The organism is Nocardioides sp., assembly GCF_044226305.1.
Classification (GTDB): domain Bacteria; phylum Actinomycetota; class Actinomycetes; order Propionibacteriales; family Nocardioidaceae; genus Nocardioides.
Genome location: NZ_JBGAHF010000013.1, coordinates 66,162 through 84,780, shown reverse-complemented (window position 1 = coordinate 84,780; position 18,619 = coordinate 66,162). Strand labels below are relative to the sequence as shown.

At 73.2% G+C, this 18,619-nt stretch carries 20 protein-coding genes; 19 read left to right on the top strand and 1 reads right to left on the bottom strand.

Annotated features, from left to right (window positions below):
- Nucleotides 1-29 precede the first annotated feature (29 nt).
- The 11 genes from aroC to ACILQ5_RS14560 all read left to right on the top strand — a co-directional run bounded on the left by aroC (nucleotide 30) and on the right by ACILQ5_RS14560 (nucleotide 10,533).
- Nucleotides 30-1,208 (top strand): chorismate synthase, encoded by a 1,179-nt coding sequence (gene aroC, locus ACILQ5_RS14610; protein WP_395658748.1) that lies wholly within the window; start codon nucleotides 30-32, stop codon nucleotides 1,206-1,208.
- The gene (locus ACILQ5_RS14605; RefSeq protein WP_395658747.1) at nucleotides 1,205-1,708 is read left to right on the top strand and encodes a shikimate kinase; all 504 of its coding nucleotides are present in this window, start codon (nucleotides 1,205-1,207) and stop codon (nucleotides 1,706-1,708) included. Before aroC ends, ACILQ5_RS14605 begins: the two co-directional genes overlap by 4 nt.
- Nucleotides 1,705-2,817: a 3-dehydroquinate synthase gene (gene aroB / locus ACILQ5_RS14600; protein WP_395658746.1), complete on the top strand. Its 1,113-nt coding sequence runs from the start codon at nucleotides 1,705-1,707 to the stop codon at nucleotides 2,815-2,817. The genes ACILQ5_RS14605 and aroB overlap by 4 nt, the downstream gene beginning before the upstream one ends.
- Nucleotides 2,814-3,248: a type II 3-dehydroquinate dehydratase gene (locus tag ACILQ5_RS14595; RefSeq protein WP_395658745.1), complete on the top strand. Its 435-nt coding sequence runs from the start codon at nucleotides 2,814-2,816 to the stop codon at nucleotides 3,246-3,248. Before aroB ends, ACILQ5_RS14595 begins: the two co-directional genes overlap by 4 nt.
- An 88-nt stretch (nucleotides 3,249-3,336) precedes the next feature.
- On the top strand, nucleotides 3,337-4,119 hold the full coding sequence (locus ACILQ5_RS14590; RefSeq protein ID WP_395658744.1) for an SIMPL domain-containing protein: 783 nt from the start codon (nucleotides 3,337-3,339) through the stop codon (nucleotides 4,117-4,119).
- 103 nt (nucleotides 4,120-4,222) lie between these two features.
- Nucleotides 4,223-4,786: an elongation factor P gene (gene efp, locus ACILQ5_RS14585; protein ID WP_395658743.1), complete on the top strand. Its 564-nt coding sequence runs from the start codon at nucleotides 4,223-4,225 to the stop codon at nucleotides 4,784-4,786.
- A 3-nt stretch (nucleotides 4,787-4,789) separates the two neighbouring features.
- Complete coding sequence (gene nusB / locus ACILQ5_RS14580; protein WP_395658742.1) at nucleotides 4,790-5,197, top strand: transcription antitermination factor NusB; 408 nt, start codon at nucleotides 4,790-4,792, stop codon at nucleotides 5,195-5,197.
- A gap of 61 nt (nucleotides 5,198-5,258) precedes the next feature.
- On the top strand, nucleotides 5,259-6,641 hold the full coding sequence (locus ACILQ5_RS14575) for a dihydrolipoyl dehydrogenase family protein (protein ID WP_395658741.1): 1,383 nt from the start codon (nucleotides 5,259-5,261) through the stop codon (nucleotides 6,639-6,641).
- Between the two features lies 1 nt (nucleotide 6,642).
- A complete protein-coding gene (locus ACILQ5_RS14570) occupies nucleotides 6,643-7,539 on the top strand; it encodes a DUF1206 domain-containing protein (RefSeq protein ID WP_395658740.1) in 897 nt (298 codons plus the stop codon).
- A 3-nt stretch (nucleotides 7,540-7,542) separates the two neighbouring features.
- Entirely contained in the window at nucleotides 7,543-8,847 is a 1,305-nt protein-coding gene (locus tag ACILQ5_RS14565) for a dihydrolipoyl dehydrogenase family protein (protein ID WP_395658739.1), read from the top strand.
- A gap of 228 nt (nucleotides 8,848-9,075) precedes the next feature.
- Nucleotides 9,076-10,533, top strand: a complete 1,458-nt coding sequence (locus ACILQ5_RS14560) for a MinD/ParA family protein (protein ID WP_395658738.1) — start codon at nucleotides 9,076-9,078, stop codon at nucleotides 10,531-10,533.
- A 16-nt stretch (nucleotides 10,534-10,549) separates the two neighbouring features.
- Here ACILQ5_RS14560 and ACILQ5_RS14555 read toward each other — a convergent pair whose 3' ends face one another.
- Nucleotides 10,550-10,954 carry a PPOX class F420-dependent oxidoreductase gene (locus ACILQ5_RS14555; RefSeq protein WP_395658737.1) on the bottom strand — a complete coding sequence of 135 codons (405 nt, stop codon included), beginning with the start codon at nucleotides 10,952-10,954 and terminating at the stop codon, nucleotides 10,550-10,552.
- A 76-nt stretch (nucleotides 10,955-11,030) separates the two neighbouring features.
- Here ACILQ5_RS14555 and ACILQ5_RS14550 point away from each other — a divergent pair, with 76 nt between their 5' ends.
- The 8 genes from ACILQ5_RS14550 (at nucleotide 11,031) to ACILQ5_RS14515 (ending at nucleotide 18,593) form a co-directional block, all read left to right on the top strand.
- Nucleotides 11,031-12,047: an NADPH:quinone reductase gene (locus tag ACILQ5_RS14550; protein WP_395658736.1), complete on the top strand. Its 1,017-nt coding sequence runs from the start codon at nucleotides 11,031-11,033 to the stop codon at nucleotides 12,045-12,047.
- A gap of 138 nt (nucleotides 12,048-12,185) precedes the next feature.
- Nucleotides 12,186-13,655, top strand: coding sequence for an arginine-ornithine antiporter (gene arcD / locus ACILQ5_RS14545; RefSeq protein WP_395658735.1), 1,470 nt, complete (start codon nucleotides 12,186-12,188; stop codon nucleotides 13,653-13,655).
- Nucleotides 13,656-13,759: 104 nt separating this feature from the next.
- The gene (gene arcA, locus ACILQ5_RS14540) at nucleotides 13,760-15,079 is read left to right on the top strand and encodes an arginine deiminase (RefSeq protein ID WP_395658734.1); all 1,320 of its coding nucleotides are present in this window, start codon (nucleotides 13,760-13,762) and stop codon (nucleotides 15,077-15,079) included.
- Nucleotides 15,080-15,106: 27 nt separating this feature from the next.
- Nucleotides 15,107-16,111, top strand: coding sequence for an ornithine carbamoyltransferase (locus ACILQ5_RS14535; RefSeq protein ID WP_395658733.1), 1,005 nt, complete (start codon nucleotides 15,107-15,109; stop codon nucleotides 16,109-16,111).
- 10 nt (nucleotides 16,112-16,121) lie between these two features.
- On the top strand, nucleotides 16,122-17,054 hold the full coding sequence (gene arcC, locus ACILQ5_RS14530; protein WP_395658732.1) for a carbamate kinase: 933 nt from the start codon (nucleotides 16,122-16,124) through the stop codon (nucleotides 17,052-17,054).
- A 67-nt stretch (nucleotides 17,055-17,121) separates the two neighbouring features.
- Nucleotides 17,122-17,313: a hypothetical protein gene (locus ACILQ5_RS14525; RefSeq protein ID WP_395658731.1), complete on the top strand. Its 192-nt coding sequence runs from the start codon at nucleotides 17,122-17,124 to the stop codon at nucleotides 17,311-17,313.
- A gap of 4 nt (nucleotides 17,314-17,317) precedes the next feature.
- Nucleotides 17,318-18,001 carry a molybdopterin-dependent oxidoreductase gene (locus tag ACILQ5_RS14520; protein WP_395658730.1) on the top strand — a complete coding sequence of 228 codons (684 nt, stop codon included), beginning with the start codon at nucleotides 17,318-17,320 and terminating at the stop codon, nucleotides 17,999-18,001.
- The gene (locus ACILQ5_RS14515; protein ID WP_395658729.1) at nucleotides 17,994-18,593 is read left to right on the top strand and encodes a cytochrome b/b6 domain-containing protein; all 600 of its coding nucleotides are present in this window, start codon (nucleotides 17,994-17,996) and stop codon (nucleotides 18,591-18,593) included. The genes ACILQ5_RS14520 and ACILQ5_RS14515 overlap by 8 nt, the downstream gene beginning before the upstream one ends.
- Nucleotides 18,594-18,619 lie beyond the last annotated feature (26 nt).

Genomic DNA, 18,619 nt, shown 5'->3' with positions numbered 1-18,619 from the left:
ACCGAGGGGGTTCGTGGAACACTGGCGCCATGCTGCGCTGGCTGACCGCGGGTGAGTCCCACGGCCCCTCCCTGGTCGCGATCCTCGAGGGGCTGCCCGCCCACGTCCGGGTGACGTCGGACGACATCGCCGACGCCCTCGCCCGGCGCCGCCTCGGCTACGGACGCGGCGCCCGGATGAAGTTCGAGCAGGACGAGGTGACCCTGGTCGGCGGCGTCCGCCACGGCGAGACCCAGGGCGGCCCGGTCGCGATCCAGGTCGGCAACACCGAGTGGCCGAAGTGGGAGCAGGTGATGTCGGCCGACCCGGTGGACCCCGCCGTGCTCGACGACCTGGCGCGCAACGCCCCGCTGACCCGGCCCCGGCCCGGCCACGCCGACCTGGTGGGCATGCAGAAGTACGACTTCGACGAGGCCCGTCCGGTGCTCGAGCGGGCCTCGGCACGCGAGACCGCCGCCCGGGTGGCGCTCGGTCGCGTGGCCTCGAGCTTCCTCGAGCAGTCGGTCGGCGCACGGATCGTCTCGCACGTGATCGAGCTCGGCGGCGTCCGCGCCCCGGCCGGGCTGTGGCCGCAGCCCGACGACGTGGCCCGGCTCGACGACGACCCGGTCCGCTGCCTCGACGCCCACGCGAGCAAGCTGATGGTGGAGGCGATCGACCAGGCGCACAAGGACGGCGACACCCTCGGCGGCGTGGTCGAGGTCGTCGTGCACGGCCTGCCGCCGGGCCTGGGCTCGCACGTGCACTGGGACCGGCGCATCGACTCCCGGCTCGCCGGGGCGCTGATGGGCATCCAGGCGATCAAGGGCGTCGAGATCGGTGACGGCTTCGAGACCGCCGCGACCCCCGGCTCCCGGGCGCACGACGAGATCGTGCCGACCGACGAGGGCCTGCGACGTACCAGCGGGCGCTCGGGGGGCACCGAGGGCGGCATGACCACCGGCGAGGTGCTGCGAGCGCGAGCGGCGATGAAGCCGATCGCCACGGTCCCGCGGGCGCTGCGCACCGTCGACGTCACCACCGGCGAGGAGACGGTCGCCCACCACCAGCGCTCCGACGTCTGCGCCGTGCCCGCCGCCGGGATCGTCGCCGAGGCGATGGTCGCGCTGGTGCTCGCCGACGCCGTGCTCGAGAAGTTCGGCGGTGACTCCGTGGGCGAGACCCGACGCAACGCGCAGTCCTACCTGGACGCGCTGCGCTACCGATGATCGTGCTGGTCGGCCCGATGGGTGCGGGCAAGACGACGCTCGGCGCGCTGGTGGGCCGGCGCCTCGGCCAGCCGGTGCGCGACACCGACCACGACGTGGAGGCCACCGCGGGCAAGACGATCGCGGACATCTTCGTCGACGACGGCGAGGAGACCTTCCGGGCGCTGGAGCGGGCCGCGGTCGCCGAGGCGGTCGCCACCCACGACGGCGTGCTCACCCTCGGCGGTGGAGCGGTGCTCGACCCCGGCACCCGCGACCTGCTCGCCGGGCACGACGTGGTCTTCCTGCGGGTCGGCCTCGCCGACGCGGTGAAGCGGGTCGGGCTCGGCAGCTCCCGGCCGATGCTGCTCGGCAACGTCCGCGGCCGCATCAAGGCCCTGCTCGACGAGCGCACGCCGGTCTACGAGTCGGTGGCGACGCTGGTCGTGGACACCGACGGGCGGACCCCGGAGGATGTCGCGGAGGAGATCGTGACGGCGCTGGGGAAGGACGGTTCGTGACCACGAGGAGGGCGAGGGACACGGTCCTGCGCGTGGAGGGGCCGGCGCCGTACGACGTCGTGGTCGGTCACGACCTCGCCGACCGGCTGCCGCAGCTCCTCGGCGTCGGGGTGCAGCGGGTCGCGGTCGTGTTCTCCGACGTGCTGGCCGAGCTGGTCAACCCAGTGCTCGACTCGCTGGCGGCGGCGTACGACGTCATGGTGCTGCCGGTGCCCGACGGCGAGCGGGCGAAGAAGGCGGCGGTCGCCGTGTCGTGCTGGGAGGCGCTGGGGGAGGCGGGGTTCACCCGCTCCGACGCCATCGTCACCTTCGGCGGCGGCGCGACCACCGACGTCGGCGGCTTCGTCGCCGCGACCTGGCTGCGCGGGGTCAAGGTCGTGCACGTGCCGACCACGCTGCTCGGCATGGTCGACGCGGCGGTCGGCGGCAAGACCGGCATCAACACCCGTCGGGGCAAGAACCTGGTCGGCTCCTTCCACGAGCCTGCCGGGGTGCTCTGCGACCTCACGCTGCTGCGCTCGCTGCCGCGCACCGAGCTGGTCGCGGGCCTCGGCGAGGTGATCAAGTGCGGGTTCATCGCCGACCCGGCGATCCTGGAGCTGGTCGAGGCGAGCGACCCCGGATCGATCACCGCCGACTCGGCCGTGCTCCGCGAGCTCGTCGAGCGGGCCGTGCGGGTGAAGGCGGAGGTCGTCTCCTCGGACCTGCGCGAGACCGGCGGCGGTGAGGGCCACCCCGGCCGCGAGGTGCTCAACTATGGCCACACCCTCGCGCACGCGATCGAGCGCACCGAGAACTACCGGATCCGGCACGGCGAGGCGGTCGCGATCGGCTGCGTGTACGTCGCCGAGCTGGCCGCCCGGGCCGGCACCCTGGCGCCCGAGGTGGTCGCCCGGCACCACGAGGTGTTCGCGCGGGTCGGGCTGCCGACGTCGTACTCCAAGGCGTCCTTCGACGACCTGCACGCCGCCATGAAGGTCGACAAGAAGGCCCGCGGGTCGCAGCTGCGCTTCGTCGTCCTCGCCGACCTGGCGGTGCCGACCGTGCTGGCCGGGCCGTCCGTGGTCGACCTGCGCAACGCCTACGCCGCGATCGGGGGCTCCCGGTGAGGGTGCTGGTCCTCAACGGGCCGAACCTCGGCCGGCTCGGGCGCCGGCAGCCCGAGATCTACGGGCACACGACCCACGCCGAGCTGGCCGGGATGTGCCGGGCGTGGGGGAGCGAGCTCGGCCTGGAGGTCGAGGTCCGGCAGACCAACCACGAGGGCGAGCTGCTCGACTGGCTGAACGCCGCGGCCGACGACGGCGACGCCGTCGTGCTCAACGCCGCCGCCTGGACCCACTACTCGTGGGCGATCTACGACGCCTGCGCCCAGCTGACCGCGCCGCTGGTCGAGGTGCACATCTCCGACCCGCTCCAGCGCCCCGAGGAGTTCCGCCACACCTCGGTCGTCACTCCGCACGCCGCGGAGGTGGTCGCCGGCCACGGGATCGACGGCTACCGCCTCGCCCTGGAGCACCTCGCCCGCCCCCACGGTTGAGTCGGGACTGCTGACGGTCGAGTCCCGACTCGACCGTCCGCCGGAACCACGAGGGCGCGCCGCACGTCGGACCCGCATGAACGCCGACGTGACCGTGAGTGTGCGCACCCTCCTCCTGGCCGGCCTGGTGGCGCTGGCCCTGGTGGTGGCCTACCTGCTCGGCAGCAGCGGCGGCGGCGGTACGCCGGCGCAGGCGGCCGACGACCCGGCACCGACGGCCGCACCCGAGCGGGCCCGGGTGCTGACGATGACCGGGACCGGAGACGCGACCGCGGTGCCCGACGAGCTGTCCTTCGACCTCGGGGTCACCCTGACCCGCCCCGACCTGGGCTCGGCGCTCGACGCCGCGAGCACGTCGATGGCGCGGGTCCTGGCCGCCCTGCGGGAGTACGACGTGGCGAAGGCCGACGTGCAGACGACGGGGCTGTCGATGTCGCCGGTCTACGACTACCACCCCTACGACCCGCCGACGATCACCGGCTACCGGGTCACCCAGCGCGCGACCGTCCTGGTCCGGGACCTGGCTCAGGGCGGCGCCGCCGTCTCGGGCGCGGTGGCCGCCGGCGGCGACGCGGTGCGGGTGTCCGACCTGCGCCTGCTGGTGGGCGACACCGAGGCGGTCACCGGCCGGGCGCGGGACGCCGCCGTGGCCGAGGCCCGCGCCAAGGCGGAGCAGTACGCCGAGGCGTCGGGCCAGCGGCTCGGCGACGTGCTCACGCTGCGGGAGGTGCACACCACGCCGTTGCCGACGGCACCGTACGCCCAGCTCGCCCGCGAGACCACGGCCGACAGCGCTCTGGCGGCGGTCCCGGTCCGAGCCGGCAAGCAGCACACCGCGGTGACCGTGCGCATGGTCTGGGCGCTGGAGTAGCCGATTCCTCGGCGAGCAGCCCGGCCCGATAGACTCGTCCGCTGGTGCCCGGCGGTCCGGGTGGCCGCACGACCCACCGACGTACGAAGGCTGACACGCGCGCATGGCATCGACGAACGACCTCAAGAACGGCATGGTTCTCAACATCGACGGCCAGCTCTGGGCCGTCGTGGAGTTCCAGCACGTGAAGCCGGGCAAGGGCCCCGCCTTCGTGCGCACCAAGCTGAAGAACGTCGAGTCCAACAAGACCGTCGACAAGACCTTCAACGCCGGCACCAAGGTCGAGACCGCCACGGTCGACCGCCGCACGATGCAGTACCTCTACAACGACGGCTCCTCCTACGTCTTCATGGACGTGCAGAGCTACGAGCAGCTCGAGGTCCCGCCGGAGATCGTCGGCAACGCGAAGAACTTCCTCCTGGAGAACCAGGACGTCATCATCGCCACCAACGAGGGCCGCGTGCTCTTCATCGAGCTCCCGGCCTCGGTCGAGCTCGTCATCACCTTCACCGAGCCCGGCCTCGCCGGCGACAGCGCCACGGGCCGCACCAAGCCGGCCACCCTCGAGACCGGCCACGAGATTCAGGTGCCGCTGTTCATCAACCAGGGCGAGAAGGTCAAGGTCGACACCCGCGACTCCTCCTACCTCGGCCGTGTGAAGTCCTAGTCCGTGGCTGCCCGTTCCAAGGCCCGCAAGCGAGCGCTGGACCTCCTCTACGCCTCCGAGCTGCGCCGCGAGCCCGCCCTCGAGGCGCTCGACCGCGCGGTCGCCGAGGGTGAGGGGCCCACGAACGAGTACACCGCCGTCCTGGTCCGGGGCGTCGAGGAGCACCGCGACCGCATCGACGAGGTGCTGTCGTCGTACGCCGAGGGGTGGACGCTGGCGCGGATGCCGGCCGTCGACCGCAACGTGCTGCGCATCGCCGTCTGGGAGCTGCTCTGGTCCGACGACGTGCCCGGCGCGGTCGCCGTCTCCGAGGCGATGACGCTGGTCGGCGAGCTGTCCACCGACGAGTCGCCGCAGTTCGTCAACGGCGTGCTCGGCAGCATCCTGCGCGACAAGGCCTCCCTGGTCTGACGCCGGTCTGACGCCCGGTCCGCCCTCGCCCCGCTTGTCCGCTCCCGCCATGCTGGGGCGCATGACTGAGCACGAGGTGGACCTGGTCGTCATCGGCACCGGCCCCGGCGGCGAGGCACTCGCGACCGGCGCCGCCCAGGCGGGCCTCGAGGTCGTGGCCGTCGACAAGCACCTGGTCGGGGGCGAGTGTCCCTACTACGGGTGCATCCCGACCAAGATGATGGTGCGCGGCAGCGACGTCGTCGCCGAGGTACGCCGGGCGGCGGAGGTCGCCGGCGAGGCGACGATCACCCCCGCGTGGTCCGTGGTCACCCGCCGCGTCGACGAGCAGGCCACGGCCGGCTGGGACGACACGATCGCGGTCGACCGGCTGCGTGACGCCGGCGCCACGGTCCACCACGGGGTCGGCCGGCTCGCCGGCACCGGGCGCGTCACGGTCGAGACCGCGGACGGTGCGACGGTGACCTACACCGCCCGCCGCGGGGTCGTCGTCAACCCGGGAACCCGGCCGGCCGTGCCGCCGGTCGAGGGGCTCGCGGGCACGCCGTACTGGACCAACCGCGACGCCGTGCGGGTCACCGAGCTGCCCGCCTCCCTCGTCGTGGTCGGGGGCGGCCCGATCGGCTGCGAGCTGGCCCAGGTGTTCTCCCGGTTCGGGGTCCGGGTGACCGTGCTCCAGCACGGGCCGCGGCTGCTGCCGGCCGACGAGCCCGAGGCGGGCGAGCTGCTGGCCGAGGTGTTCGCCCAGGAGGGCATCCGCGTCCTCACCGGCGTCGAGCTGCAGCGGGCGGCGTACGCCGACGGCGCGTTCACCCTCGGCCTGGACACCGGCGAGGAGCTGGTGGCCGACAAGCTGCTGGTCGCCGCCGGCCGGGTCCCGAACCTCGACGACCTCGGGCTCGAGACCGTCGGCCTCGACCCGGCGGCCCGGACGATCGAGGTCGACGAGCACCTGCGGGCGGGGGAGCGGCTGTGGGCGATCGGCGACGTGACCGGCCACGGGGCCTTCACCCACGTCTCGATGTACCAGCAGGCGGTGGCGCTGCGCGACGTCCTGGGGGAGGACGGGGATCCGGCGAGCTACCACGCGGTCCCGCACGTCACCTTCACCGACCCGGAGGTCGGCGGCGTCGGCCTGACCGAGCAGGCGGCCCGGGAGGCGGGGCTGCGGGTCCGGACCGGCTCGACCCCGCTCGAGCAGTCCTCCCGTGGTTTCACGCACGGCCCGGGCGGGCACGGACTGATCAAGGTCGTCGAGGACGCCGACCGCGGTGTGCTGGTGGGTGCATCGGCCATGGGGCCCGCGGGCGGCGAGATCCTCGGCTTCCTCGCCGTCGCGGTGCACGCGGCGGTCCCTGTCCGGACCCTGAAGAGCATGATCTTCGCCTACCCCACCTTCCACCGCGCCATCGAGACGGCGCTGGGAGGTCTCGAAACGAGCTGACATGACCACCAGCCCCACCGGCAGCCCCACCGGCAGCCCCACCGGCAACGCCGCCAAGAACTCCGCCGGCAACGCCGCCGACCAGGCCAAGGACGCCGGCCGGCAGGCCCAGGACAGCGACTGGATGGACAAGGCCGCCCGTGTCGGCCTGGTCGCCTACGCCCTCATCTACCTGCTCGTCGGCTGGCTCGCCGTGCAGCTGGCGCTCGGCGACCACGAGGGCCGCCCGTCCAGCACCGGCGCCCTCCGCGAGCTGACCCAGCAGCCCTTCCGCGACGCCCTCGTGTGGGCCGTCACCGTCGGGATGGTCTTCCTGGTCGTCTGGAAGGGCCTCGAGGCAGCAGTGGGGCACCGCGACGAGCAGGACGAGAGCAAGCGCACCCGCAAGCGGGTGATGTCGGCGTTCAAGGCCGTCCTGTACGCCGCGGTCGCGATCAGCGGCTTCAGCGTCGCGACGCAGTCCAGCAGCAGCGGCGGCGGCAAGAGCTCGCAGACGACCTGGACCGCGACGGTGATGAACTGGCCGGGCGGTCAGCTGCTCGTCGGTGCCGCGGGCCTCGCGATCATCGGCTACGGCGCCTACCAGGTGTGGACCGCCTGGACCGAGAAGTTCGCCGAGAAGCTGGACGCCGAGGGCCGCAGCGGCCAGAGCGGCCAGGCCTACATCGCCTTCGGCAAGGCCGGCTACACCGCCAAGGGGATCGCGATCGGCGTCGTCGGTGGCCTGTTCTGCTACGCCGCGCTGACGCACGACGCGAAGAAGTCCGGCGGCCTCGACGAGGCGCTCCTCGCCGTCCTCCAGCAGCCGTTCGGCCCGGTGCTGCTCGGCCTGATCGGCGTCGGCCTGGCCTGCTACGGGCTGTTCACCCTCGCCCGCGCCCGGCACCTCTCGAAGTAGCCGTTGTCCGGCCACCCGGTGCTCGGGACCGACGTCGTCGTCCTCGGGCTCGGGGCCGGCGGCGAGCACGCCGCCCGCAAGCTGGCGCAGGCCGGGCTCGACGTGGTCGGTGTCGAGCGGGACCTGGTCGGCGGCGAGTGCCCGTTCTGGGGCTGCACGCCGTCGAAGCTGCTCGTCCACGCCGCCCACGAGCGGCGGGGCTGGCCGAGCGCCGCGGCGCGGATCCGCGAGGCCAACCATGACTGGAGCGACCACACCCACGCACAGCCGCTCGAGGAGGCCGGTGTCCGCCTGGTGCGCGGCACCGGCCGGCTCGCGGGCCCGGGCCGCGTCGAGGTCGACGGGACGACGTACGACGCGCGGCTCGGCGTGCTCCTCGACACCGGCACCGATCCCGCGGTCCCCGACCTCCCCGGGCTGGCCGGCACGCCGTACTGGACCAACCGCGACGTCGTGCGGCAGACCGACGCGCCCGCCTCGCTGGTCGTGCTCGGCGGCGGGCCGATCGGCTGCGAGCTGGCCCAGGCGGCCGCGCGGCTGGGCAGTCGGGTGCGCGTCGTCGAGCCGACCGACCGGCTGCTCGGGAACGAGGAGCCGGAGGCGAGCGAGGTCGTCGCCCGGGTCCTCGCCGCCGAGGGGGTCGAGGTGCACCTCGGGAGCGCGCCCGTCGCCGTCCGCCACAGCGACGGCTTCGAGGTCGACCTCGCCGGCGCGACGATCGCGGCCGAGCACCTGCTCGTCGCCACCGGGCGCCGGACCAACCTCGGCGACGTCGGCCTCGAGACCGTGGGCCTCGACCCCGGTGCCGACCACCTCGCGACCGACGAGCGGATGCGGGCCGGGGACCGGCTGTGGGCGGTCGGCGACATCACCGGGCACGGCGACCACACCCACCTGGCGCTCTACCAGGCGCAGGTGGCCGTCCGCGACCTGCTCGGCGAGGACGGACCCTGGGCCGACCACCACGCCGTGAGCCGGGTGACCTTCACCGACCCGGAGGTCGGGGCGGTCGGCATGACCGAGGAGCAGGCGCGGTCCGCCGGACTGCGCGTCGCGGTCGGGCACGCCGACGTGCCACGCTCGAGCCGCGGCTGGATCGCCGAGGCCGAAGGGGTCGTCAAGGTGGTCGCCGACGCGGACCGTGGGGTGCTCGTCGGGGCGACCGTCGTGGCGCCGTACGGCGGCGAGGTGCTGGGGCTGCTCTCGGTGGCGGTGCACGCCGCGGTGCCGGTGGAGACCCTGCGGGGCGTGCACTACGCCTACCCGACCTTCCACCGCGCCATCGCCGCGGCGCTCGACGACCTCTGAGCCCGGCCGGCACGGAGGTTTGGGCGCCACCGGCGCCGGGGACCTAGGTCGCCGTGACCATGCTGCTCAAGCTCCGCGTCCTGATCGCCCTCGCCCTGGACGGCGCCTTCGACGAGACCCTGGACCGGGCCCTCGACGGCTCGGACCGGCTCCGGAGCGTGTGAGGCGCTGACGTTCGGGGAAGGACCCTGCACAGCACGACGAGCGCACTTCTCGAGGGAGGCACCGATGTCGGAGGCATGGAGCTCGGCCGGGTCGAGGGACGACGGCCGGGCCGTCGACGACGACACCAGCGACCGGCTCTACCAGCCGGAGGACCTGACCGAGTACGCCGTGCGCCGCAGCAACCGTGCGGTCGGCTCGGCCGGCTCCCGGCCCGACCCGCTGAACGACCCGCTGGGCGACCCGCTGGGTGGTCCCGTCGGTGACCCGCTGCGCGACCCCCTCGGCCCGCCGCCCGAGGGCGCGCCCGCCGCCCCGCCGGCGGCCCCGCCGGCGCCGTACCCGGGTCAGCAGGCACCCGGTGCACCGCTGTCCGCGCCGCTCGGCCCGATGCCGACCACGCCGCCACCGGCCCACCGGCCGCCGACGACGACGGCGCCCCCGGCAGCGCCGCCGGCGGCCGCCCCGCGGCCGGACGCCTCCTCGGCCCCGCTGCCGGCCCCGCTGCCGGGAGAGACCCGTCCGCCCGCCGTACCGGCCGCCGAGGACGCGGGCGAGGCCACCGCCCCGGAGGGCGAGGTCCGCCGGTTCATGACCGCGACCGACTTCCTCGACCGCCGCGACGCCTCGCAGGAGCACGGCCCGGCGACCTGGGGCTGGCGGGGCCAGCTGCGCCGCTGGACCGGCGGCCTGGTCACCCCGAAGATGGGGCCGGCCGAGCGCGCCTACGAGGACGACCGCCGGATGATCCAGCGGGACTTCGACGGACCGCGCACGATCGCGTTCATCAACCCCAAGGGCGGCGCAGCCAAGACCACCGGCGTGCTGGCGGCGGGCTACACGTTCGGCACCGTGCGTGGCGGCGGCGTCGTCGCGTGCGACAACAACGAGACCCGCGGCACCCTCGGCATCCGCGGCACCCGCAGCACCCACCGCAACACGACGCGCGAGCTGCTGGAGGACCTCGAGCGGTTCACCGACGTCTACCAGTCCCGCATCGGCGACCTCGGCGCGTTCGTGCGGTCACAGGGCGACGCGCACTTCGACGTCCTCGCCTCCGACGAGCGCCCCGACGTCACTGGGACGATCCGGGCCCAGGACTTCGACGCGGTCCACAAGCTGCTCGAGCGGTTCTACCGGGTGATCCTCATCGACACCGGCAACAACATGCGCGCCGAGAACTGGCTCGCCGCGGCCGGGGCGGCCGACCTGCTGGTCGTCACGTCGACGGTGCGCGAGGACACCGGCTACAGCGGCCTGTGGATGCTCGACGCGCTCCAGGACGCCGGCTACCAGAACCTCAAGTACAAGGCGGTCACGGTGCTCTCGGACCCGTCCGCGCAGGTCGACGGCAAGCTCGCCGACGACCTCGTCGAGGTCTACCAGCAGCGCACCCGCGGGGTCTACCGCGTCCCCTACGACCCGGCCCTGGTCGCCGGGTCGGTCGTGCCGTACGCCCAGCTGTCCCAGCACACCCGGATGCAGTGGCTCAAGGCCTGCGCGGGGATGGCCGCCGCGCTGTAGCCGGCACCGCTCGGGCTCAGTCGCTGACGGCGCCCCAGCCGTGCCACCGGTCGATGCTCATCCAGGCGGAGACGCGCGGGCTCTTGCGGTTCGGGTACGGCTGGCCGCGGTAGTGGGTGCTCAGCCGGTCGATGTCGGCGAGCCCCGCGTCGTCGTACAGCTCGATGACCCGGCCCACGAGGGAGACGTGGGTGTACCACCCGGCCTCGTCGAGCACGGTGAGCGAGAGCCGGGGGTCGCGCCGCAGGTGCGCCAGCCGCACCCGGGAGTGGTCCATGTTGAGCAGCACCCGGTCCCCGTCGAGCAGGTACCACGTCGCCACCGACACGGGCGCGCCGTCGGACCGCAGGGTCGCGACGACGGCCGGGTTCGGCTTCGCGAGCAGGTCGCGGACGTGGTCGGGGAACGGCAGCTCGGGCATGGATCCTCCTGGCGGACGGTTACCTACCCGGTGACCGTAGCCACCAGGCCGTACCCCTACACCGAGGAGCCACGCCATGCGCGCCGTCGTCTACCGCGAGACCGGTCCGTCCTCCGTCCTCCAGGTCGTCGAGCGCGACCTGCCCGAGCCCGGCCCGGGCGAGGTCCGGGTCCGGCTGGTGAGGTCGGGGGTGAACCCGACGGACTGGAAGTTCCGCGCCGGCATGATGAGCGGGTACGACGAGGTGACGCCCGGCCAGGACGGGGCCGGTGTGGTCGACGCGCTGGGTGAGGGCGTCGAGGGGTTCGCGGTCGGGGACCGGGTGTGGCTGGTGCTGGCGCAGCACGGGCGCGCCCACGGGACCGCTGCCGAGCACACGGTGCAGCCGGTCGCCAAGGTCGTGCACCTGCCCGAGGGTGCCGACTTCGACCTCGGTGCCAGCGTCGGCGTGCCGGCCGTGACCGCGCACCGCGCGCTGACCGCCTCCGAGCTCGGTCCGGCCCGGCTCGGACCGGGCGCGCTCGCCGGCCGCACGGTGCTGGTCGCCGGGGGAGCGGGGGCCGTCGGCAACGCCGCGATCCAGCTGGCCCGGTGGTCGGGAGCGACGGTCGTCGCCACGGTCAGCAGCCCGGGGAAGGCGGCCCTCGCGACCGCCGCCGGCGCGCACCACACGATCGACTACCACAGCTCCGACGTGGTCGAGGAGGTCCGGGCGCTCTGCCCGGACGGCGTGGACATCGCGGTCGAGGTGGCGCCGGCGCAGAACGTCGGCATCGACCTCGAGGTCGTCAAGGTGCACGGCCTGGTCTCGATCTACGCCAACAACGGCGGCGACGAGATGACGATGCCGCTGCGGGCGGCGTTCGGGAAGAACCTGCGGTTCCAGTTCCTCATCCTCTACACGCTCGACCCGGGGCTGGTGCGGGCGGCCGTCGAGGACGTCAACGCGGCGATCGCCGCCGGGGCGCTCCGCGTCGGCGAGGAGGCCGGCCTGCCGGTGCACCACTACCCGCTCGACCAGGCCGCGGCCGCCCACGACGCGGTCGAGGCCGGCGCGGTCGGCAAGGTGCTGCTGGACGTGTCCGGAGGCTGACCCCGACGGGCGTGGCCGTCGTCACGGTCCGGGCGTGCAAGGAGGTGCCGTTCGCCTCTGCCGGGCGGGACGGTCGTCTCCTAGCGTCCAGAGAGGGCGGGTGACACCCCGTCGGCCGCCCTCGAGGAGGCCCGAGACATGACTCAGCAGCTCATCCGGCAGTCGCCGGACTCGCCTGCGAGGCACACGAGGGGCCCTGGTGCCGCACTTGCTCTTCCCGCCCTGATCGCGCTGGTCGTGGGCTCGATGATCGGTAGCGGCATCTTCGCCCTGCCGTCGCAGATGGCCGGGAGCGCCGCTCCTGGTCCGTTGCTCATCGGATGGACGATCACGGGTGTCGGCATGCTCATGCTGGCCCTGGTCTTCCAGGCGCTCGCCACCCGCAAGCCGGACGTCGACGGCGGGGTCTACGGGTACGCCCGTGCGGGCTTCGGCAACTACATCGGCTTCACCTCCGCCTGGGGGTACTGGATCAGCGCCTGGATCGGCAACGTCGGCTACCTGGTCCTGCTGATGTCGACCCTGGGCTACTTCTTCGACGGGTTCGAGGGCGGCAACACGGTGACGGCCATCGTCGGCGCGTCGATCGTCCTCTGGGTCGTGCACGCCCTCGCCCTGCGCGGGGTGCACAGCGCCGCCTTCGTCAACACGATCGTGACGGTCGCCAAGGTCGTCCCGATCCTGACCTTCATCGCGATCGCGGCCGTCGGCTTCAAGGCCGGCATCTTCACCGCGGACATCTGGGGGAACGACGCCGGGCTCGGCACGACGCTGGACCAGGTCAAGAACATGATGCTGGTGACGGTCTGGGTGTTCATCGGTGTCGAGGGCGCGTCGGTCTACTCGCGTCGGGCCGGCAAGCGCAGCGACGTCGGCCGGGCGACGATCATCGGCTTCCTCGGGGTGCTGGCCCTGCTGCTCGCGGTCAACCTGCTCGCGTACGGCCTGATGGCCCAGGCGAAGATCGCCGGGCTCGAGGACCCGTCGATGGCGGGCCTGATGAGGCACGAGGTCGGCAGCTGGGGCACGGGCTTCATCTCGCTCGGCCTGGCCATCTCGCTGCTCGGTGCCCTGATCTCCTGGGTGCTGCTGTGCGTCGAGATCCTGCGCCTGCCCGCTCTCGAGGGGGTGCTGCCGACGCAGCTGGCCCGGGAGAACCGGCACGGCTCCCCGGCGACCGCCCTCTGGCTGACGAACGGCTGCGTGCAGCTGATGCTGCTGTGGACGCTCGTGAACGAGAACACCTACACCGACCTGATCTACCTGGCGACCTCGCTGATCCTGCTGCCCTACCTGTGGTCGGCCGCCTACCAGATCAAGCTGGCGGTGACCGGCGAGGGCTACGGCCCGCACGAGCACCGACCGTGGGAGCTCGCCGTCGGGACCGTCGCCCTGGCGTACGCCGTGTGGCTCGTCTACGCGGGTGGCTGGGAGTACGTCCTCGTGGCTGGGCTGTTCTACCTGATCGGCACGGCGTTCTACGTCTGGGCGCGCAAGCAGTCGCGCCAGCAGGTGTTCACCCTGGCCGAGCGGTTCGTCGTGGCTGTCGTCGCGGCGCTCGCCGTGGCCGGCGTGATCGGCCTGTTCCAGGGCTTCGTCTCCGTCTGACGGACCCGACCCGTGCGGGGTGGCCGGAGGCCGCTCCGCACGGGTGGTCACGCCCATCGGTCCCGGTCAGGCGTCCGGGACGACACCAGCGAGGAAGGCTCACCATGACCACCGGACACCTGACGCAGACGTCGCCCGGCAGCCCCCCGAGCAGCGGCCCGACGAGCGACCCGAGGAGCGCCCGCGTCGGCGTCTGGTCCGAGGCCGGCCGCCTGCGACGCGTGCTGGTCTGCTCTCCCGGGCTGGCCCACCTCCGGCTGACCCCGGACAACTGCGACGAGCTCCTCTACGACGACCCCATCTGGGTCAGCCAGGCCAAGCGGGACCACTTCGACTTCATGGCGAAGATGCGCGACCGCGGCGTCGAGGTCCTCGAGATGCTCGACCTGCTCACCGACGTCGTGCGGCTCCCCGACGGCCGGGCCTGGATCCTCGACCGCAAGGTCACCGACGACCAGGTCGGCCCCGGCCTCGTGCACGAGGTGCGGGCCTGGCTCGAGAGCCTGCCCGCCGAGAAGCTGGCCGAGCACCTGGTCGGAGGGGTCGTCCTCGCCGACGTGCCGGCCGACCTCGGAGGGCCGTTCGTCCGGGCCTTCCGGGACACCGGCGTCACCCAGTTCGTGCTGCCGCCGCTGCCCAACACCCTGTTCGCGCGCGACAACAGCTCGTGGATCTACCAGGGCGTGACCCTCAACAGCATGTACTGGCCGGCCCGCCGGCAGGAGACCCTGCTCACCACGGCGATCTACCGCTTCCACCCCGACTTCGCCGACCAGCCGTTCACGGTGTGGTTCGGTGATCCGGACCAACAGCCCCTGGACCGGGGGCAGGCGACGATCGAGGGCGGCGACGTGATGCCGGCCGGGAACGGCGTCGTGCTGATCGGCATGGGCGAGCGGACCTCCCAGCAGGCGATCACCCAGGTGGCGCGCGCGCTGTTCGCCGCGGGCGCGGCGACCCGCGTGATCGCGGCCGAGCTGCCCCGCGCCCGGTCGGCGATGCACCTCGACACCGTCTTCACCTTCTGCGACCGGGACGTCGTGACGGCCTACCACCCGGTCGTCGACGCCATCGACGCGTTCTCGCTGCGTCCCGACGACTCGGCCCCCTCCGGGCTCGACGCCCGCCGGGAGGACCGACCCTTCGTCGACGTCGTCGGCGAGGCGCTCGGCGTCCGCCTGCGGGTGGTCCCGACCGGTGGTGACCGCTACGGCTCCGCGCGCGAGCAGTGGGACGACGGCAACAACGTCCTCGCCCTCGAACCGGGCGTCGTCGTCGGCTACGACCGCAACACCCACACCAACACCCAGCTGCGCAAGGCCGGCATCGAGGTCATCACCATCGACGCCAGCGAGCTCGGCCGGGGCCGGGGCGGCGGCCGGTGCATGACCTGCCCGATCCTGCGCGACCCCGTCGACTACTGATCCCGTCCGGGACAGAGAGGAATCACCATGCCGGTCAACCTCCGCGGGCGGCACCTGCTCAGCCTGCGCCACCACACACCCGACGAGATCCGTCACCTGCTCGACCTCGCCCGGGACCTCAAGCGCGCCAAGTACGCCGGGACCGAGCGGCCGCTGCTCGGCGGCCGCAACATCGCCCTGATCTTCGAGAAGACCTCCACGCGCACCCGGTGCGCCTTCGAGGTCGCCGCCTACGACCAGGGTGCGCACGTCACCTACATCGACCCGAGCTCCTCCCAGCTCGGGCACAAGGAGTCGGTCAAGGACACCGCCCGCGTGCTCGGGCGGATGTACGACGCGATCGAGTACCGCGGCTTCTCGCAGGAGGTCGTCGAGACCCTCGCCCGGTACGCCGGGGTCCCGGTCTTCAACGGGCTCACCGACGAGTTCCACCCGACCCAGATGCTCGCCGACGTCATGACGATGCGCGAGCACACCGACAAGCCGCTGCACGAGATCGCGTTCGCGTTCGTCGGCGACGGGCGCAACAACGTGGCGAACTCGCTGGTGCTGGTGGCGGCGAAGCTGGGCATGGACGTGCGCATCGGCGCGCCGGAGGAGCTGTGGCCGGCCGAGGGCCTGCTCAAGCTCTGTCACGAGCTCGCGGAGACCTCCGGCGCCCGGATCACCGTCACCGACGACCCCCGGACCGCCGTCGCTGGCGTCGACTTCGTCTACACCGACGTGTGGGTCTCGATGGGGGAGCCCGTGGAGTCCTGGGGCGAGCGGGTCGACCGGTGCCTGCCGTTCCAGGTCAACGACGAGCTCTTGCGGGCGACCGGCAACCCCCGGGTCGAGGTGCTCCACTGCCTGCCGGCCTTCCACGACACCGAGACCGCCGTGGGCGCCCGCGTCGTCGGGCAGTACCCGCAGCTGGCGCACGGCATCGAGGTGACCGACGCGGTCTTCGAGTCCGACGCCAACATCGCCTTCGACCAGGCGGAGAACCGCATGCACACCGTCAAGGCGCTCCTCGTGGCGTCGTTGGCGTGAGGAGGACCTGATGCGCATCGTGATCGCCCTCGGCGGCAACGCCCTCCTGCGGCGGGGAGAGCCGCTCACCGCCGAGAACCAGCGGGCGAACATCAAGGTCGCGGCGGAGCGGATCGCCGAGGTCGTGCCCGGGAACGAGGTCGTGGTCGCCCACGGCAACGGGCCCCAGGTCGGGCTGCTGGCCCTCCAGGCCGCGGCCTACCAGGACGTGCGTCCCTACCCGCTCGACGTCCTGGGAGCCCAGACGGAGGCGATGATCGGGTACGTGATCGAGCAGGAGCTCGGGAACGTGCTGCCGACCGACCAGCACATCGCCACGCTCCTGACCATGGTCCGCGTCGACCCCGACGACCCGGCGTTCCAGGACCCGACCAAGTTCATCGGCCCGGTCTACCTCCGCGAGGACGCCGAGGAGCTCGCCGCCGACAACGGGTGGACGATCCGGCAGGACGGGTCGTCGTACCGCCGGGTGGTGCCCTCGCCGGCTCCGCAGCACATCTACGAGGTGCCGTCGATCCGGACCCTGGTCGAGGCCGGCACCGTCGTGGTCTGCACCGGCGGCGGTGGCATCCCCACCGTGCTCGACGCCGACGGGATCCTGCACGGGGTCGAGGCGGTCGTCGACAAGGACCTGGCGGCGTCCCTGCTGGCCCGGGAGCTGGAGGCCGACCTGCTCGTCATCGTCACCGACGTGGACGGCGTGTACGCGGACTGGGGCACGCCGCAGCAGCGGCTCCTCGGCCGGACGACGCCGGACGAGCTGCGCGCGATGGACTTCCCGGCAGGATCGATGGGGCCGAAGGTCGAGGCGGTGTGCGGCTTCGTCACCGCCACCGGTCGTCCCGCCGGCGTGGGCGCCCTGCACGACATCGTCGACGTGGTCGCCGGCCGGGCCGGCACGCGCGTCGAGCCGGCGCCGGCTGCGGCCGCCGCCGGGCGCTGAGGGTCCCGGTCGCCTCGGTCCTCCTCGAGGTGGCCGGCGCTCAGGTGGTCCGTGCTTGAGTTGAGGCATGGCCAAGCCCCTGTGGGTCGTCGTCGGCGCCGTGCTCGCGCTGCTCGGCCTGCTCTGGACCCTGCAGGGGTTCGACGTCGTCCAGGGCAGCCCGATGAGCGGTACGACGACGTGGTCGGTGATCGGGCCCGTCGTGCTGGTCGCCGGGGTCGTCCTCGTGGTGCTCGGCGTGCGCGGTCGGAAGCCCTGAGCCGATGCCGGACGAGCGCTCCGAGCTCGAGGGGACGCCGGTCGGGCGTCGCGTCGTCCTCGGCCTGCTCGGGCTCGGTGCGGTGGGGGTGCTGACCGGGGCCGCCGTCCAGGACCGGCTGAGCCGGCTGCTCGCGCACGACCCGACCGGTCTGACGAGCCTGGTCCCGCTCGGCAACACCTTCCGCTACTACTCCGTCACCGGTCCGGTGGAGCCGCGCGACGCGACGACCTACCGGCTCACGGTGTCCGGCGAGGTGGCCGAACCGACGACGTACACGCTCGCCGACCTCCAGGAGCTGCCGCAGGTGCACCTGACCCGCGACTTCCACTGCGTGACCGGCTGGCAGGTCGACGACGTCCCCTGGAGCGGCGTCCGGCTCGCCGACCTGGTCGAGCGGGCGGCGCCCACGCCCGACGCGACCGCCGTGCGGTTCACCTCCTTCGACGGCGCCTACACCGAGAACATGACCCTCGACCAGGCGCGGGCGGACGACGTGCTCGTCGCGCTGACGATGTACGGCCGACCGGTCACCCACGACCACGGCGGCCCTGTCCGGGTCTACGCCGCGCCCATGTACGGCTACAAGAGCACCAAGTGGCTCTCCGGGATCGAGCTGGTGACCGCCAACCGCCCGGGCTACTGGGAGCAGCGCGGCTATCCCCTCGACGGGCTCATCGGTGAGTGACACCCTCGCGCGCTTCACGCCGGCCGAGCGCGCCGTGCACCGGGCCGTCGCGATCCTCATGGGCACGTGCCTCGTCACCGCCGCGGTCCTCTACAACGGCTCGGTGATGCTGGTGGTCGGGCACCGGCACACCGTCGAGATGGTGCACGTGGTGGCCGGGCTGGCGCTGCCCGTCCCGATGCTGCTCGGTGCGCTGTCGGCGGCGTACCGCTCCGACCTGCGGCGGCTCGACCGGCTGACCCCGTCCGACTGGCGGTGGCTGGTGACCCGGACCCGACGCGACGGGCGGATCCGGGTCGGCAAGTTCAACGCGGGGCAGAAGGTGAACGCCTGGCTGGTCGCCGGGTCCACCGGCGTCCTCCTGGGGACCGGCGCGATCATGTTCTGGACCGGGCTGGTGCGGCTGTCGTGGCGCTCCGGGGCGACCTTCGTGCACGACTGGGCTGCCCTCGGGCTGGGACTCCTGGTGCTGGGGCACGTCGCGTTCGCGATCCGCGACCCCGAGGCGCGGCGGGGGATGCGGGTCGGCGCGGTGTCCGCGCGGTGGGCCAGGCGGGAGCACGCGGCCTGGGCGGACGAGGTCGAGGGCTGAGCCGTCCACCGGGTGAGAATCCGGGG

Excerpts from the sequence above, each read along its gene's own strand:
- ACILQ5_RS14550 (WP_395658736.1), top strand. The coding sequence starts at position 11,031 with ATGCGCGCCGTCGTCTACCGCGAGACCGGTCCGTCCTCCGTCCTCCAG.
- efp (WP_395658743.1), top strand. The coding sequence starts at position 4,223 with ATGGCATCGACGAACGACCTCAAGAACGGCATGGTTCTCAACATCGAC.
- ACILQ5_RS14525 (WP_395658731.1), top strand. The coding sequence starts at position 17,122 with ATGGCCAAGCCCCTGTGGGTCGTCGTCGGCGCCGTGCTCGCGCTGCTC.
- ACILQ5_RS14570 (WP_395658740.1), top strand. The coding sequence starts at position 6,643 with ATGACCACCAGCCCCACCGGCAGCCCCACCGGCAGCCCCACCGGCAAC.
- arcA (WP_395658734.1), top strand. The coding sequence starts at position 13,760 with ATGACCACCGGACACCTGACGCAGACGTCGCCCGGCAGCCCCCCGAGC.
- ACILQ5_RS14605 (WP_395658747.1), top strand. The coding sequence starts at position 1,205 with ATGATCGTGCTGGTCGGCCCGATGGGTGCGGGCAAGACGACGCTCGGC.
- ACILQ5_RS14520 (WP_395658730.1), top strand. The coding sequence starts at position 17,318 with ATGCCGGACGAGCGCTCCGAGCTCGAGGGGACGCCGGTCGGGCGTCGC.
- arcC (WP_395658732.1), top strand. The coding sequence starts at position 16,122 with ATGCGCATCGTGATCGCCCTCGGCGGCAACGCCCTCCTGCGGCGGGGA.
- aroC (WP_395658748.1), top strand. The coding sequence starts at position 30 with ATGCTGCGCTGGCTGACCGCGGGTGAGTCCCACGGCCCCTCCCTGGTC.
- ACILQ5_RS14555 (WP_395658737.1), bottom strand. The coding sequence starts at position 10,954 with ATGCCCGAGCTGCCGTTCCCCGACCACGTCCGCGACCTGCTCGCGAAG.
- ACILQ5_RS14575 (WP_395658741.1), top strand. The coding sequence starts at position 5,259 with ATGACTGAGCACGAGGTGGACCTGGTCGTCATCGGCACCGGCCCCGGC.
- ACILQ5_RS14560 (WP_395658738.1), top strand. The coding sequence starts at position 9,076 with ATGTCGGAGGCATGGAGCTCGGCCGGGTCGAGGGACGACGGCCGGGCC.
- ACILQ5_RS14535 (WP_395658733.1), top strand. The coding sequence starts at position 15,107 with ATGCCGGTCAACCTCCGCGGGCGGCACCTGCTCAGCCTGCGCCACCAC.
- arcD (WP_395658735.1), top strand. The coding sequence starts at position 12,186 with ATGACTCAGCAGCTCATCCGGCAGTCGCCGGACTCGCCTGCGAGGCAC.